We start from the raw sequence: 13504 nt of genomic DNA, 5'->3' as shown, positions 1-13504 counted from the left end.
CGCCGGACCGCCCGTCCGGCGGTGTCTGTTTAAAAGCGGATTCAGCCGGGTCCGGCCGGTCCACCGGCGAGGCAATCCAGGGAAGAGGCCAGTGTGGCAGCACAGGGACTGAGCGGGTTCTACGGATCCGTGTTCAAGCGCAGCACCACTGCCGCCGCCCTGATCCGCAGCATCGACGGCCGCGTGCTGCTGCTGCGCTCCGGCTCCGGCAGCTGGGAGCTTCCCGGCGGCGTCGTCCTGGGCGGAGAGGATCCGCGCTCCGCGGCCCGGCGCATCATTGCCTCGACGCTGGGACTGGAGCTCGGCGTCGGCCGCGTTCTGGTGCTGGACTACATCCAGGCGGGAGCGCAGACCGGGGCACGTCCCGGCGCGGCGCGGCCCGGCAGTCAGGGCGACTCCATCGCGTTTGTGTACGACGGCGGGGCGCTGGCCACCTCGGTCGCCGGGTTCACTGCCGCCGGCGGTGAACGGGAAGCCCGCTTTGTATCGGTGCCGGACTGCGCCGAGGTGCTGGGCGTAGCGTCAGCCCGCAGGATTGCCGGCGCGCTGGAGGCGTTGGACCTTGGCACGGTGACCGAACTGGTGGACGGCAGGAGCACTGCCGGGGAACCGGCTGTACCGCCGTCGTCCCGTCGGATGATGCCGCCGGTGGCCGGCTTCTCCGAAATTCTTGGACGTTAGGAGTCCCGCATGCCTTCTGAACGAGTGGTGTTTGTGCACGGCGCCGGCAGCTTCGGCGCGGCGGCCTGGCCGCGGCAGCACGGACTGGCGCTGAACTACGACTGCCTGTTTATCAAGCGGCACGGATTCGACGCCGTCGAGGAGCCGCAGGCGCCGGATCTGGAGGCTGACATAGCCATAATCCGGGAGGCCCTGGGCGAGGGTGGCCATCTGGTGGCGCATTCCGCAGGCGCCATTCCGGCGATGCTGGCCGCGCTGCGGGATCCGGGCCGGGTGTATTCGCTGATCCTGTGCGAGCCGGCGGTGTTCTCGCTGACCCGTGACCTCCCGGCCACCGCTGCCCACCGGGAACTGCTGCAGCCGCTCTTTGACGCCGCGCCGGATATGAGCGACGAAGATTTTGAGCGCGAGTTTGTCCGCCGTGTCTTTGCCGTCGAGGCCGCCGCAGCGGGCCGTGCCGCCCGGCCGGGCCATACCGCTCCGGCCGATGAAGCCGCCAGGCGGTCGGCTGCCCGGCTGCGCCTGCAGACTCCGCCCTGGGAAGCGCCGCTCGACATTGTTCCCGGCGTGCCCACTCTTGTGCTCACCGGCGGATGGGAGCCGCTGTACGAGGAAGTCGCGGATTTCCTGGTGTCCACCGGGGCCGAGCACCGGCAGGTCGGCGGAAACCACCGCCCGCAGGACACCGGCGCGGGCCGGAAGGCCATCCGCGAGTTCCTGGCCGCTGCGCGGCGGACGGTAGCTGGCGAAGGTCGGATGGAAGCGGGGGACCGCTGATGCGCCGCGTGGTCCCTGTCATTCGGGAAGCTGCAGCGGAGGATCTGCTCCTGCTGCCTGCGCTGGAGGCGGCCTCCGATATCCTGCTGGCCGGGATGCCCGGCGTCGGGGTTTCCGGTGCCGGGCATCCCGGCAGCCGCGATTCCGGAGTCGATCCGCTGCCTCTGCCGCCTCCGGCCTCCGCAGCCGAACTGGGTTCCGCCCTGCACCTTCTGGTGGCGGGAACTCCGCCGGTGGGGTTTGCCAGGCTCGAAGAAGTGGACGGGCAGGCACATCTGGAGCAGCTCTCCGTGCACCCCGACGCGGCAGGCGGCGGAGTGGGCCGGGCCCTGGTGGAAGCAGCTCTGGCATGGGCGCGGACGCAGGGATATACCTCCATGACGCTGTGCACCTTTGCCGGGGTGCCGTTCAACGCTCCGTTCTACCGGAGCTGCGGTTTTACCGAAGTGCTCAGTCCCCGCGGTGAGCTGGGCGAACTGCGCGAGCACGAAAAGCAGCTCGGCTTGGACGCGCTGGGGGAGCGGGTTGCCATGCGCGTCGAACTCTCGCCGTCGAACTGACACGGCCGGCTGACTCTCCCCAGAACCAGAAGCCCGCCCACGGCTTGGCTTTACGTGAAGCTTCAACTAAACTCATTACATGAACCTTCAACTAAACACCTCCGATCTGCTGCCCTCCGAACTCGCCATGGGGACCGTGATGCTCAAGGTCGGTGACCTGACGAATATCTCGGCCTACTACCGCGGGGCTCTTGGGTTGGAGGTCGTCGCCGAGGCCGACGGCGGTCAGTACCTGGGCCGCGGAAACGTCCCCGTGGTTCATTTGGCCCCGGCGCCCGGACTCCAGGTGGCGTCCCGGGGTGAGGCGGGCCTCTTCCACACGGCCATCCTCTTTGACTCCCAGGCTGATTTGGCCGCCACCGTTGCCTCTGCCGCCCAGTACGACCCGTCAGCCTTTGTGGGTTCAGCCGACCACCTGGTCAGCGAGGCGTTCTACTTCACGGACCCCGAGGGCAACGGAATCGAGCTCTACTACGACAAGCCCCGGGAACTCTGGAACTGGGATGAGACGTCGACGGGCCGGGAAGTCCGGATGGCTTCGCTCGCACTGTCTCCGCAGGCCTACTTCCGCGAACACCTCACCGAGGAAGCGCTGAGCGGAGTGCGCACGGCCGGGGCCGGCGTCGGGCACGTCCATCTCCAGGTGGGGGACACGGACACCGCCGCTGCCTTCTATGTGGACACGCTCGGCTTTGAACGGACCGCCGGCTTCCACGGCCAGGCCCTGTTTGTGTCCGCCGGCGGCTACCACCACCACATGGCCATGAACGTCTGGAACAGCCGCGGTGCCGGCCCCCGCCGCGACACACTGGGGCTGGGCGAGGTGCTGATCACCGTTCCCGCAGCCGACGACGTCGCCGGGTTGGCTGACCGGCTGAAGGTCGCCGGCATCTCCAGTCACCACACCGGTGCCGAGCTCCGCTTCGAGGACCCCTGGCGCAACCGCCTGCGTGTCGCCGTCGCCTAACGGCGGTGCGTATTCTGGGCCGTTGGCACCGGGGCAACCCGGCCAAAACGTTCCCCGTCCGCCTGTGCCGCGCCGGAGCCGGCCCAAGTCGCCAAACATGGACTCATCTGGCACAATGGTCAGGTACTCGATCTGCGTGGACCCTCTCTCCGCGCATGCATCTTGTCCTTTTTGAACCCCAACGTTATGGCCCGCCCCACGGGAGCAGAAGTACGGGTTCGCCCCTTTTCAGATCAGGAGTGACCACAAAAGTGGCCGTAAAGATTCGCCTTAAGCGCCTCGGCAAGAAGTTCTCAGCACACTACCGCGTTGTTGTCATGGATTCCCGTGCCAAGCGCGATGGCCGTGCCATCGAGGAAATCGGACTGTACCGTCCGACCGAGAACCCGTCGTACATCGACATCAAGTCGGACCGTGCCCAGTACTGGCTCGGCGTCGGCGCCCAGCCCACCGAGCAGGTCGCAGTTCTGCTGAAGATCACCGGTGACTGGCAGAAGTTCAAGAACATCGAGGGCCAGGAAGGCACCCTTCAGGTCAAGGCCCCGAAGGAAGCTTTCGTAGCTCCCGAAAAGAAGTCCGTGATCGTTCCCGAAGCCATCACCCCGAAGGCCAAGAAGGACGAGGCTCCCGAGGCTTCCGCAGAGGCTGAGGCTGAGTAACTTGCTGGCCGAAGCGCTGGAGCATCTCGTCCGCGGAATCGTTGACAGTCCTGAGGACGTCAAGGTTTCCGCCAAGAGCAACCGCCGCGGGGAAACCCTCGAGGTGCGAGTTCATCAGGATGATCTGGGCCGCGTCATCGGGCGCCAGGGACGGACCGCACGCGCACTGCGCACTGTGATCGCGGCCCTGGCAAACGGCGAACCGGTTCGCGTTGATGTAGTGGATACCGACCGCCGCCGCTGAACATCCGCGGCACGGCCGGACTGCATCGGCAGTTCACAGCACTTTTCACAGCAGTACCAGTTGAACGCAGTTCACGGCATCCGGCCCCTGCACCAGATAATGGTGAAGGGGCCGGATGTGTTTCCGGGCCCTAACCGGCCCACCCCCGGCTGCAGCACCCCGCCGCACCACAACAAGGAGAACTCCCCATGCAGTTACAGGTGGCACGAATCGGCAAGCCGCACGGCATCCGCGGCGAAGTGACCGTCCAGGTCATGACCGACGCCCCCGAAGACCGCTTTGTCTCCGGAACGGAACTCACCGTCGAGCCCGCGTCCAAGGGTCCGCTCACGGTCATCAGCGCACGGTGGAACAAGGACATCCTGCTGCTCGGGTTCGAAGAGGTTGCGGACCGCAACGGCGCCGAGGAACTGCGCGGCGCCGTGCTCTCCGTCGACACCGAGGAACTCGATGACGAGGACGACGACGAGGGCTGGTACGAGCACGAGCTGGTGGGCCTGGCGGCCAAGGTGGGCGACGACGTCGTCGGCACCGTCAGCGGGCTGCGCACCCTGACCGTCCAGGACCTTCTCGTGGTGGACGACACCCAGGGACGCGAAGTTCTGGTTCCGTTCGTGGAAGCCATCGTTCCCGAGGTCAACGTCGAGGGCGGGTACGTCCTGATCACCCCGCCGCCGGGACTCTTTGAACTGAACCTGCCCGAGGACAAGCCCGAGAAGCAGGACAAGCCGGCCAAGCAGAAGCCTGCCGACAAGCCGCAGAACGCAGCAGACAACGCCAATGCCCAGGACGGGGCCGGCAGCTAAAGTGCGCATCGATGTAGTCAGCATTTTCCCGGAGTACCTGGCCGCGCTGGACCTGTCGCTGATCGGCAAGGCCCGGCAGGACGGCCTGCTGGACCTCAACGTCCACGACCTGCGCGACTTCACAACGGACCGGCACCGCACCGTCGACGACACCCCCTACGGGGGCGGAGCCGGCATGGTCATGAAGGCCGAGCCGTGGGCGCAGGCGCTGACTTCGGTTGCCGGTGCGGAGGAAACGGCGCGCCCCGTGCTGATTGTTCCCTCGCCGGCCGGCGCGGTGTTTACCCAGGCCATGGCCTACGAACTCGCCGAGGAAAAGCACCTGGTATTCGCCTGCGGACGGTACGAAGGCATCGACGAACGTGTTCTCGAGTGGGCCGGGGATCGCTTCGACGTCCGCCCGGTCAGCCTCGGCGACTACGTGCTCAACGGGGGAGAGGTGGCGGTCCTGGCCATGGTGGAGGCCATCGGCCGCCTGGTGCCCGGCGTCGTCGGCAATCCAGAATCCCTGGTGGAGGAATCGCACTCGGACGGTCTGCTGGAATACCCCGTCTACACCAAGCCCTCGTCCTGGCGGGACCGGGATGTGCCGGAGATCCTGCTCAGCGGCAACCACGGCAAGATTGCGCAGTGGCGGCGCACCCAGCAGCTCAAGCGCACCGCCGCACGCCGTCCGGACCTGCTACAAAAGCTCGACGCCGCGCAGCTGACCAAAGCCGACAGGGCCGCCCTTGATGCGCTGGGTTACGACGTGACAGAGGGTCGGGTCCTTCCCCGCGGGTAATTGGTGGCGTTTGTCCGGGTATGGCAGAATAGATAACTGTGTCATCTGGGTCCGCACCTGCCACAGGGGGAGCGCGGCCAACAGACTGCACGCCGGCAGCCAATCCTCGGCTCGGCCGGTCTCTAGCTTCGGCGGCATCTGTGCAGTGTCAGAACTGCATCCTTGCCTGCCGTTACCAAAGTGGGTGACCTGTGGCGTCCACCAGGAGTGATACACAATGCACATCCTAGATTCTGTTGATGCAGCTTCGCTGCGTTCAGACATCCCCGAGTTCCGCGCCGGTGACACGGTCAAGGTTCACGTAAACATCATCGAAGGCAAGAACACCCGTGTTCAGGTCTTCCAGGGCTTCGTCATGAAGCGCCAGGGCGATGGCCTGCGCGAGACCTTCACGGTCCGCAAGGTCAGCTTCGGTGTCGGCGTGGAGCGTACCTTCCCGGTACACTCCCCGGTCATCGACAAGATCGAACTGGTCTCCAAGGGCGATGTCCGCCGCGCCAAGCTGTACTACATGCGCGATCTGCGCGGCAAGGCAGCCAAGATCAAGGAAAAGCGCGACGCACGTCCCGTCAAGTAAATTTCTTGATCCACGCATCATCCGCTTCGGGAGAGTCTCCGGACTCTCCCGTGAAGCACACGAAACGCCGGTCCAGGTTTGTGGGCTGGCGTTTCGTGTTATGCGCCCTGGCTGCCGCCGTCGTGCTGGCGGCCCTTGTCCGCGCGTTCGTCGTCGACGTCTACTACATTCCCTCCGAGTCGATGCAGCCGCTGCTGGAACCGGGGGACCGGGTGGCGGTCTCGCGCACGGACTACCGCTCCGGCGACATTCAGCGCGGCGACGTCGTGGTCTTCGACGGCAGGGGCTCCCTGGCGCCCCTGCACAACGGTGATCCGGCGCCGCTGACCGCGCTGAAGTCCGTTGCCCGCTGGGTGGGCCTGGCGGGAAGCGACACCGTCTATGTGAAAAGGGTCATCGGCATTCCCGGAGACCGCGTCAGCTGCTGCACCGACGAGGAGCCGAGGGTAACCGTTAATGGAACTCCGGTGGACGAGTCATACGTTTACCCGGGAGACGCTCCGAGCGAGCAGACCTTCGACGTCATTGTCCCCGAGGGCCGGCTGTGGCTGATGGGGGACCACCGGTCCGAATCGGCCGATTCGCGCTCCCTGCTGGGCGCGCCCGGCGGCGGACTCATTTCGAAGGAGCGCGTTATTGGCAGGGCCACGGCCATCTTATGGCCGCTGGAGCATAGTTCGGATATTGAGCGGCTAGAGTTAGGAGCCGAGTGGAACACGGCGAAGTAAGAGGAAAGCACATGGCTCAGAACGTCCCGGACGAGCCCGCCCAGAGCGCCGGATCCGGTATCCACGGAGCGCATTCAGCGCGTCCGCGTGCGGCTGCCCCCGGCAAGGGGAACGGCACCGGCAAGAAGCACAGTGAGAAAAACCGCGGCTTCGGCGGCTGGCTGCGCGAAGTGGCCACCATCGTCGTGATCGCGCTGCTGCTCTCCTTCCTCATCAAAACGTTCCTTTTCCGTGCGTTCTACATCCCCTCGGGTTCCATGGAGGAAACCCTGGAGATCAACGACCGTATTTTCGTGAACCTCCTGGTCCCGGAGCCCTTCGACCTGAACCGCGGCGACGTGGTGGTGTTCAAGGACACCAAGGAATGGCTTCCGGAACTTCCCGCGGCCACCGAGGGCCCGGGTACCTGGATCCGCGACGCGCTCATCTTTGTGGGTCTGGTTCCGGATACCTCCGAGCAGCACCTCGTCAAGCGCGTCATCGGGACCGAGGGTGACCGGGTGGTCTGCTGCGACGCCGACGGCAGGATTACGGTCAACGGCGAAGCGCTGAATGAGCCGTACATCTATCCCGGGGCATCGCCGTCGGACATTCCCTTTGACGTCGTGGTACCCGAAGGCAAGGTCTGGGTCATGGGCGACCACCGCAACGCTTCCGCGGACTCCCGTGAACACCTGCAGGATCCCAGCGGCGGCTTTGTCGACGTTGAGGACATCGAAGGCAAGGCCGCAGTGACCGCCTGGCCGCTGAACCGCGCCGGCTTTGTGGGCAGCTACCCGGAAGTGTTCGAAAACGTTCCCGATCCCTCGTCCTCCGAGCCGACCGAATCCAAATGACAGCAGCACCCGCCCGCCCGCGTCCCAAGACCGGAACCGGCAGCAAGGCACCGACGCTGCGCTTTGAGCGGTCCTTCGCCGCTGCCGGGCACAAGGTCCTCGCCGGGTGCGACGAGGTGGGCCGCGGCGCGCTGGCCGGGCCGGTCAGCGTCGGCCTGGTGGCCGTGGACCTGGCAACGGTCCGCTCCCTCAAAGGCGTGCGCGACAGCAAACTGCTCTCCGTCAGCGACCGGGAGACCCTGGTCCCGCTGATCAAGAAATGGTCCCTGGGCTGGGGTGTGGGTCATGCCAGTGCGGCTGAAATCGACCTGCACGGAATCATGGCGGCGCTGCGGCTGGCCGGTACCCGCGCCTGGGAGCAGGTGTGCGCGGACCTGACCCCCGACGTCGTACTCCTGGACGGGAACTACAACTGGCTCTCTCCCGCTCCGCAGGCCAGTCTTTTTGACCTGCCGAACGACGACGACGGCGGGTGCCTGGCGCCCGTGCACACCAAGATCAAGGCCGACATGCAGTGCCTGAGCGTGGCTGCCGCCAGCGTCCTTGCGAAAGTGGAGCGGGACGCGCTGATGGTGGACTACGCTGTGACACATCCTCAGTACGGCTGGGAAGTGAACAAGGGATACGCTACGGCGTCCCACCGGTCAGCGATTGACGAGCACGGGCCCACGCCCCTGCATCGGATGTCCTGGCAGCTGGGAACGCGTCCGGAACCGTATGCCGGGGACCAAGAGAGCGTCGTTGGGGGATGATGGATTTATGAGTGCGGAAGACCTTGAGAACTATGAAACGGACATGGAGCTCCAGCTCTACCGGGAATACCGCGACGTGGTGGGGCTCTTCAGCTACGTAGTCGAAACGGAGCGCCGGTTCTATCTGGCGAACCACGTGGACCTGCAGGCGCGGTCCGCGGACGGAGAGATTTACTTTGACCTCACCCTGCAGGATGCCTGGGTGTGGGACGTTTACAGATCCGCCCGGTTCGTGAAGAGCGTCCGCGTGATCACGTTCAAAGACGTGAACGTGGAGGAACTGACCCGCAACGACGACCTCACGATTCCAAAGGCCGACGAACTGGGCTGACCCCGGGATCCTGGCTAGTCCCCGGGAACCGTGCTGGCCCCGGGGCGATCCTGACTGACCCCGGGGAGCCGGGCGGCGACGTCGGCCCATTGTGCCCACCTTCCCGCGGGCACCCGCGGGTCGCCGGCGGCGAGGCTGGAGATCCAGCCCTCGACCATTTCGCCCCGGTGGGCCAGCAAATGGGGGACGGCTATCGGCGGCGGAAAACCGCTGCGCCACACCGTCTTGTAGCTCCCGGTGTTTCCGGCGTTGGCGCTCCACGTCACCACGTCCCAGCCCAGATCATCAAAGGCGTGGGCCACAGCCAGCGCAACTGCCCGGGACATCAAACCCCGGCCCCGGAAGGCCGGTGCCGTCACGAAGCCCAGGTTTCCCGAATTGGCCCCCTGGAAGCGCAGATCGAGCGAACCGGCATAGGCGCCGTCGCACTCCAGCGCCCAGGAGACGGCGTCCTCCTGTTCCCTGGAGATGGCTGCCACATACTCTGCGGCCATCGACTCCGTGTACTCCAGCGGAATGGTGGTCCACTCGCGGGTCAGCGGATCGATGGAGCGCGCATACACGGGCCCGACGTCGGAGGCACGGTGCGGACGCAGCGTGAGCGTGGCGTCGGACAGAATCGGGATCGGGAAAGGCATGGATCCACCCTAGCCGGAAGGGATGCCCGCCAGATGCGAATCTCCTAGACTGCTCCAATGGCACTCCCTGATTCTCCGCTGGCCGGATATCTGTCCGGGAACCGGCGCCTGTATGCCCAGCTTCGACCGGATTCCGAGTCGCTGGCGCACCTGATCGAACTGCAGCAGGAGCTGGCCGGGCTGCCGGAAATCAACGACGGCGGACAGCCGCGGTGGGTTCCCGAACGCCAGATGCACCTCACCCTGATCCACTTCGGCAAGGTCCGCGATGTCTACTCACTGGTTTCGGTGGCCACCGGTATTACCCGGGACCGCTACGAAGAGCTGCTCGCCGTCTACGTGGCGGCAACCGAGGCCGCGATGCCGCGGCAGCCGGTTGTGCTCGAGCCCGCCGTCCTGTCCAGATTCGGACGGCACGGGCGGACCCTGGTGCTTGAGTATTTCCCCTCCGCTGTGCTGATGCAGTCCCACGCCGCCGCCGTTGCCGCACTGGAGACATTCCTGCGCGGCTGCGGGATCGAGGACGTGGAAGCCTTCACCGCGGCTGATCCCAACTTCATGTTTGCGTCCCGGCTTCGTCCGCACATCACTCTGAGCCGCGGTTTCGCGGGGACGCTGCCGGCTCCGGCACACGCTTCCAGCCCCGAGGTGTTTCATCTGGAGAGTGTGCGGCTCGAATCAATGCCGGTGGTCTACTAGCGCCTTGCAGGCCGGGTGGGTACGGTCCCCGGATTCACGGTACGAGACTGCACCTTGATCTGCTTCGTAGTGACCGTTCCGGCCGGTAGGGAGTTATCTGCACGCTGGATCGACCGCCGCACGCCCACCATCATTGGTCCGCCTCCGTAAGCACGCTCCGTTCCTCCCCAGCGCTGGTGCAGTGAACGGGGCGGGCACCATCATCCACATCCGGCAGCAGAGGCACCTCGTTCCCCGTCCATGAGGCCCAGGGTGGAGCCATGAGAGCTAAAGATACCCTTGGGCGTCACGGAGAGGACCTCGCGGCAGGCTACCTCGCTGCGGCCGGAATCGAGGTCATTGACCGCAACTGGCGCTGCCCGGACGGGGAAATAGACCTCGTCGGGATAGAGAACGGCACGCTCGTCATCGTGGAGGTCAAAACCCGCTCCTCGCTGGACTACGGCCATCCGCTGGAAGCCATCACTCCGGCGAAGCTTGCCCGCCTCTACCTCTTGGCCAGCAGGTGGAGGACAGCGCAGGAGAGACGGTTTACCGGGTTCCGGGTGGACGCGGTGTCAGTGGTCGACGACGGCGCGGGCACACCGGTTATTGAGCACCTGCGTGAGGTGGCGCTGTGACGCTGGGAAGAACGTACGGTGTGGGCTTGGTCGGCCTGGACGGCCGGATGGTGGAGATCGAGGCGGACATTGGCCAGACACTTCCATCCTTTGTCCTGCTGGGGTTGCCCGACGCCTCACTGAACGAGGCTAAGGACCGGGTCAGGTCGGCAGCCAAGAACGCTGGCCTGCCGCTCAGCCGCCGGAGAATCACCGTCAATCTGATGCCGGCGGACGTGCACAAACGGGGCTCGGGATTCGACCTCGCCATAGTCACAGCCGCGCTGGCCGCTGCCGGTGACGTCCGGTGCAGCGGCCGCCGGGTGTTCATTGCCGAGCTGGGCCTGGACGGACGGCTGCGGCCCGTGCGCGGCATCCTGCCTGCAGTCATGGCGGCCGTGCAGGCAGGCTATCCGGAAATCACAGTTGCGGCAGCCAACGCAGCCGAAGCAGCTTTGGTGCCCGGAGCGGAGGTCACCGGATTCGAATCCCTGGCGGAAGTGGCAGCTTTTCTTGGTGCCGATCCTGACCGGTTGTCCTTTCCGCCCCAGGTCCCTGAGGAGACGCCGGAGGCTGCCGACGACGGCGGGAGTTCCGCCGCGGCCCCGCTTCGTGACATGTCGGACATCGCCGGCCAATCAGAGGCCAGGTTCGCGGTGGAGGTAGCGGCTGCGGGAGCGCACCACCTCCTGATGACCGGACCGCCTGGCGCAGGGAAGACCATGCTCGCTGAGCGTCTTCCGAGCCTGTTGCCGGATCTTCCGGATGCACACGCCATGGAAGTGACCGCGATTCATTCCTTGGTGTGGGGCGGCCGCCCGTGCTCCCAGCTCCTGCGTCGTCCGCCCTTTGAAAGCCCGCACCACACAGCATCCTCCGCTGCCATCATTGGCGGAGGGTCCGGCATTGCCCGGCCGGGAGCTGCGTCCCGGGCACACCGGGGCGTCCTTTTTCTGGATGAAGCTCCGGAGTATGACCGGCGAGTGCTTGACGCACTGCGGCAGCCGCTCGAGAGCGGAAAGCTCGAACTGCACCGCGCTGCCGGCACGGCCAGCTACCCGGCGCGCTTTCAGCTGGTGCTGGCTGCCAATCCCTGCCCCTGCGGATTGGCCGCCGGAAAGGGCATTGACTGCACCTGCACGCCGCAGCAGCGCCGGCGATACTTCAGCCGCCTCTCCGGCCCTCTGCTGGACCGGGTGGATCTGCAACTGACGGTCCAGCGGGTGTCGCTGCGGGAGCTGGCCGGAGACGGGCAAACGGAAGAAAGCAGCGCGATCGCCGGCCGGGTCGCTGCTGCCCGGGGTATCCAGCACGACCGGTTGAAAGGGTGGGGATACGAAACCAATGCGGAAGTGGCCGGGAACGTGCTGCGCGGCACCCTGAAACCCGCTCCGCGCGCCACTTCCGCACTCGACCGCGCGATGGACCGGCAAACCCTGACAGCGCGCGGGTACGACCGAGTGCTGCGTGTGGCGTGGAGCATCGCCGATCTGGCGGGCCACTCGTCGCCGGACGCCGACGACGTCGGTCAGGCCCTGGGGTTCCGCCAGCAGGGGGCAGCGGCATGAGCGGCGGACAGCCGGATCTGCTCCGGAGCCGGGCGGCGTTGTCCCGGTTGTTTGAACCGTCGGACAACGTGGGACTGGCTTTGGTGGCAGCGGCGGGGCCCGTAGACGCACTGCGGGTAGCGACGGGGAGCCTGCGCGCCGGGAACGCGCTGATACGTGAAGTGACGGAGGAGCTGGCCGGAGCGGGCATTTCGGGGCGCGGAAGCAGCCTCGCTGAAGCCCTCGCCAGGTGGGCACCCAGGGTGCCCGATCTGGCACCGGACCGGGATCTGGCAACCATCAGCCGCGCAGGCGGCGAACTGCTTACCCCTGAGGACCCGCGCTGGCCGGAAGCCCTGCGTGACCTGGGGCTGGGCATGCCGCTGTGTCTGTGGGCACGAGGGGACCTTAATCAGGGGATGCCCGCGCTGGGCAGGACGGCAGCGGTCGTTGGCTCACGGGACAGCACCGGATACGGCGCGTCTGTGGCCGGTGATCTCGCTGCGGGACTGGTGGTGCAGGGATGGAGCGTCGTCTCCGGCGGTGCGTACGGCATCGATGCACAGGCCCACCGTGCCGCGCTTGCAGCTGGCGGCGGCGCGGGGGCGGCACCCACCATTGCCGTCATGGCCTGCGGCGCCGACCGCTACTATCCGGCAGGCAATGAGGATCTTCTGCGGGAGGTGGTCCGCAGAGGAATCCTCATGTCGGAGGTGCCGCCCGGCTCGTCTCCTACGCGGTGGAGATTCTTGCAGCGAAACAGGATTATTGCCGCGCTCAGTGCTGTGACAGTCGTGGTCGAAGCACGCTGGCGCTCGGGAGCATTGAACACGGCACACCATGCCGCAGCACTGGGGCGGGAAGTCGGCGCCGTGCCGGGCTCGGTCTATTCAGCCAATTCCGCAGGATGCCACCGGCTACTGAGGGACGGCAGCGCCGTTTGTGTCACCGATGCCGCCGAGATTATTGAACTGGCCGGCCCCATCGGTGCGTCTGCAGACTCTGCGGAGCCTGGGCATGAGGAACCCGCAGCAGTTCATGACGGGCTCATGATCGAAGACCTGCTCCTGCTGGATGCTCTGCCGCTGCGCAGCGGCTCACCGGTAGAGAAGCTCGCCTCAGTCGCCGGTTTGTCGGTGCCGGCAGTCCGTGCAGGGCTGGCACGGCTGGAACTGGAAGACCTCGCCGTCCGCGACGGGCCGCAGCTCTGGAAAAGGAGCCGCCGATGAACGGAACTTTTACTATCCCTGGACCTGGAACCTCGAAACACAATCAACCGCATCACAACCAGCCGCAATAAACAACGCAAGCGCATGCGT

Annotated in this window: 18 protein-coding genes; 17 read left to right on the top strand and 1 reads right to left on the bottom strand. The window is 66.1% G+C overall.

Going from position 1 to position 13504, the window contains the following annotated elements; genetic code table 11:
- The first annotated feature begins 93 nt into the window (after nt 1-93).
- The 13 genes from M1D40_RS11870 (at nt 94) to M1D40_RS11810 (ending at nt 8702) form a co-directional block, all read left to right on the top strand.
- Nucleotides 94-681 carry an NUDIX domain-containing protein gene (locus tag M1D40_RS11870; RefSeq protein WP_461168954.1) on the top strand — a complete coding sequence of 196 codons (588 nt, stop codon included), beginning with the start codon at nt 94-96 and terminating at the stop codon, nt 679-681.
- 9 nt (nt 682-690) lie between these two features.
- On the top strand, nt 691-1458 hold the full coding sequence (locus M1D40_RS11865; RefSeq protein ID WP_461168953.1) for an alpha/beta fold hydrolase: 768 nt from the start codon (nt 691-693) through the stop codon (nt 1456-1458).
- Nucleotides 1459-1466: 8 nt separating this feature from the next.
- Complete coding sequence (locus M1D40_RS11860; protein ID WP_461168952.1) at nt 1467-2018, top strand: GNAT family N-acetyltransferase; 552 nt, start codon at nt 1467-1469, stop codon at nt 2016-2018.
- A 79-nt stretch (nt 2019-2097) separates the two neighbouring features.
- Nucleotides 2098-2985, top strand: a complete 888-nt coding sequence (locus M1D40_RS11855; RefSeq protein WP_461168951.1) for a VOC family protein — start codon at nt 2098-2100, stop codon at nt 2983-2985.
- 251 nt (nt 2986-3236) lie between these two features.
- On the top strand, nt 3237-3644 hold the full coding sequence (gene rpsP, locus M1D40_RS11850) for a 30S ribosomal protein S16 (protein ID WP_152217816.1): 408 nt from the start codon (nt 3237-3239) through the stop codon (nt 3642-3644).
- A 1-nt stretch (nt 3645) separates the two neighbouring features.
- Nucleotides 3646-3888, top strand: coding sequence for an RNA-binding protein (locus M1D40_RS11845; RefSeq protein WP_104053842.1), 243 nt, complete (start codon nt 3646-3648; stop codon nt 3886-3888).
- Nucleotides 3889-4076: 188 nt separating this feature from the next.
- Nucleotides 4077-4694, top strand: a complete 618-nt coding sequence (gene rimM / locus M1D40_RS11840) for a ribosome maturation factor RimM (protein WP_461168950.1) — start codon at nt 4077-4079, stop codon at nt 4692-4694.
- 1 nt (nt 4695) lies between these two features.
- Nucleotides 4696-5478, top strand: coding sequence for a tRNA (guanosine(37)-N1)-methyltransferase TrmD (trmD, locus tag M1D40_RS11835; RefSeq protein ID WP_461168949.1), 783 nt, complete (start codon nt 4696-4698; stop codon nt 5476-5478).
- A gap of 217 nt (nt 5479-5695) precedes the next feature.
- On the top strand, nt 5696-6055 hold the full coding sequence (rplS, locus tag M1D40_RS11830) for a 50S ribosomal protein L19 (protein ID WP_341394812.1): 360 nt from the start codon (nt 5696-5698) through the stop codon (nt 6053-6055).
- 50 nt (nt 6056-6105) lie between these two features.
- Nucleotides 6106-6783, top strand: a complete 678-nt coding sequence (lepB, locus tag M1D40_RS11825) for a signal peptidase I (protein WP_461168948.1) — start codon at nt 6106-6108, stop codon at nt 6781-6783.
- Nucleotides 6784-6794: 11 nt separating this feature from the next.
- Nucleotides 6795-7619 (top strand): signal peptidase I, encoded by an 825-nt coding sequence (lepB, locus tag M1D40_RS11820; protein ID WP_461168947.1) that lies wholly within the window; start codon nt 6795-6797, stop codon nt 7617-7619.
- Nucleotides 7616-8371, top strand: coding sequence for a ribonuclease HII (locus M1D40_RS11815; protein ID WP_341394815.1), 756 nt, complete (start codon nt 7616-7618; stop codon nt 8369-8371). Before lepB (M1D40_RS11820) ends, M1D40_RS11815 begins: the two co-directional genes overlap by 4 nt.
- A gap of 7 nt (nt 8372-8378) precedes the next feature.
- Nucleotides 8379-8702, top strand: coding sequence for a DUF2469 domain-containing protein (locus M1D40_RS11810; RefSeq protein ID WP_104053848.1), 324 nt, complete (start codon nt 8379-8381; stop codon nt 8700-8702).
- 14 nt (nt 8703-8716) lie between these two features.
- Here the strand turns inward: M1D40_RS11810 and M1D40_RS11805 are convergent, their stop codons facing one another.
- A complete protein-coding gene (locus tag M1D40_RS11805) occupies nt 8717-9340 on the bottom strand; it encodes a GNAT family N-acetyltransferase (RefSeq protein ID WP_461168946.1) in 624 nt (207 codons plus the stop codon).
- 57 nt (nt 9341-9397) lie between these two features.
- Here M1D40_RS11805 and M1D40_RS11800 point away from each other — a divergent pair, with 57 nt between their 5' ends.
- From M1D40_RS11800 to dprA, 4 genes are all read left to right on the top strand, one after another.
- The gene (locus tag M1D40_RS11800) at nt 9398-10039 is read left to right on the top strand and encodes a 2'-5' RNA ligase family protein (protein WP_461168945.1); all 642 of its coding nucleotides are present in this window, start codon (nt 9398-9400) and stop codon (nt 10037-10039) included.
- 260 nt (nt 10040-10299) lie between these two features.
- Nucleotides 10300-10659: a YraN family protein gene (locus tag M1D40_RS11795; RefSeq protein ID WP_341394820.1), complete on the top strand. Its 360-nt coding sequence runs from the start codon at nt 10300-10302 to the stop codon at nt 10657-10659.
- A complete protein-coding gene (locus M1D40_RS11790) occupies nt 10656-12206 on the top strand; it encodes a YifB family Mg chelatase-like AAA ATPase (protein ID WP_461168944.1) in 1551 nt (516 codons plus the stop codon). The genes M1D40_RS11795 and M1D40_RS11790 overlap by 4 nt, the downstream gene beginning before the upstream one ends.
- On the top strand, nt 12203-13414 hold the full coding sequence (gene dprA, locus M1D40_RS11785) for a DNA-processing protein DprA (RefSeq protein WP_461168943.1): 1212 nt from the start codon (nt 12203-12205) through the stop codon (nt 13412-13414). The genes M1D40_RS11790 and dprA overlap by 4 nt, the downstream gene beginning before the upstream one ends.
- Nucleotides 13415-13504: the final 90 nt, after the last annotated feature.

This window comes from Arthrobacter sp. Z1-15 (assembly GCF_054792395.1).
Note: the sequence above shows the minus strand (reverse complement) of the source record. Positions and strands in the feature narration are given on the sequence as shown.

Bases quoted from the DNA above. Each gene is read 5' to 3' on its own strand.
- M1D40_RS11865 (WP_461168953.1), top strand. From the start codon at position 691: ATGCCTTCTGAACGAGTGGTGTTTGTGCACGGCGCCGGCAGCTTCGGC.
- M1D40_RS11855 (WP_461168951.1), top strand. From the start codon at position 2,098: ATGAACCTTCAACTAAACACCTCCGATCTGCTGCCCTCCGAACTCGCC.
- rimM (WP_461168950.1), top strand. From the start codon at position 4,077: ATGCAGTTACAGGTGGCACGAATCGGCAAGCCGCACGGCATCCGCGGC.
- rplS (WP_341394812.1), top strand. From the start codon at position 5,696: ATGCACATCCTAGATTCTGTTGATGCAGCTTCGCTGCGTTCAGACATC.
- lepB (WP_461168947.1), top strand. From the start codon at position 6,795: ATGGCTCAGAACGTCCCGGACGAGCCCGCCCAGAGCGCCGGATCCGGT.
- M1D40_RS11815 (WP_341394815.1), top strand. From the start codon at position 7,616: ATGACAGCAGCACCCGCCCGCCCGCGTCCCAAGACCGGAACCGGCAGC.
- M1D40_RS11810 (WP_104053848.1), top strand. From the start codon at position 8,379: ATGAGTGCGGAAGACCTTGAGAACTATGAAACGGACATGGAGCTCCAG.
- M1D40_RS11805 (WP_461168946.1), bottom strand. From the start codon at position 9,340: ATGCCTTTCCCGATCCCGATTCTGTCCGACGCCACGCTCACGCTGCGT.
- M1D40_RS11800 (WP_461168945.1), top strand. From the start codon at position 9,398: ATGGCACTCCCTGATTCTCCGCTGGCCGGATATCTGTCCGGGAACCGG.
- M1D40_RS11795 (WP_341394820.1), top strand. From the start codon at position 10,300: ATGAGAGCTAAAGATACCCTTGGGCGTCACGGAGAGGACCTCGCGGCA.
- dprA (WP_461168943.1), top strand. From the start codon at position 12,203: ATGAGCGGCGGACAGCCGGATCTGCTCCGGAGCCGGGCGGCGTTGTCC.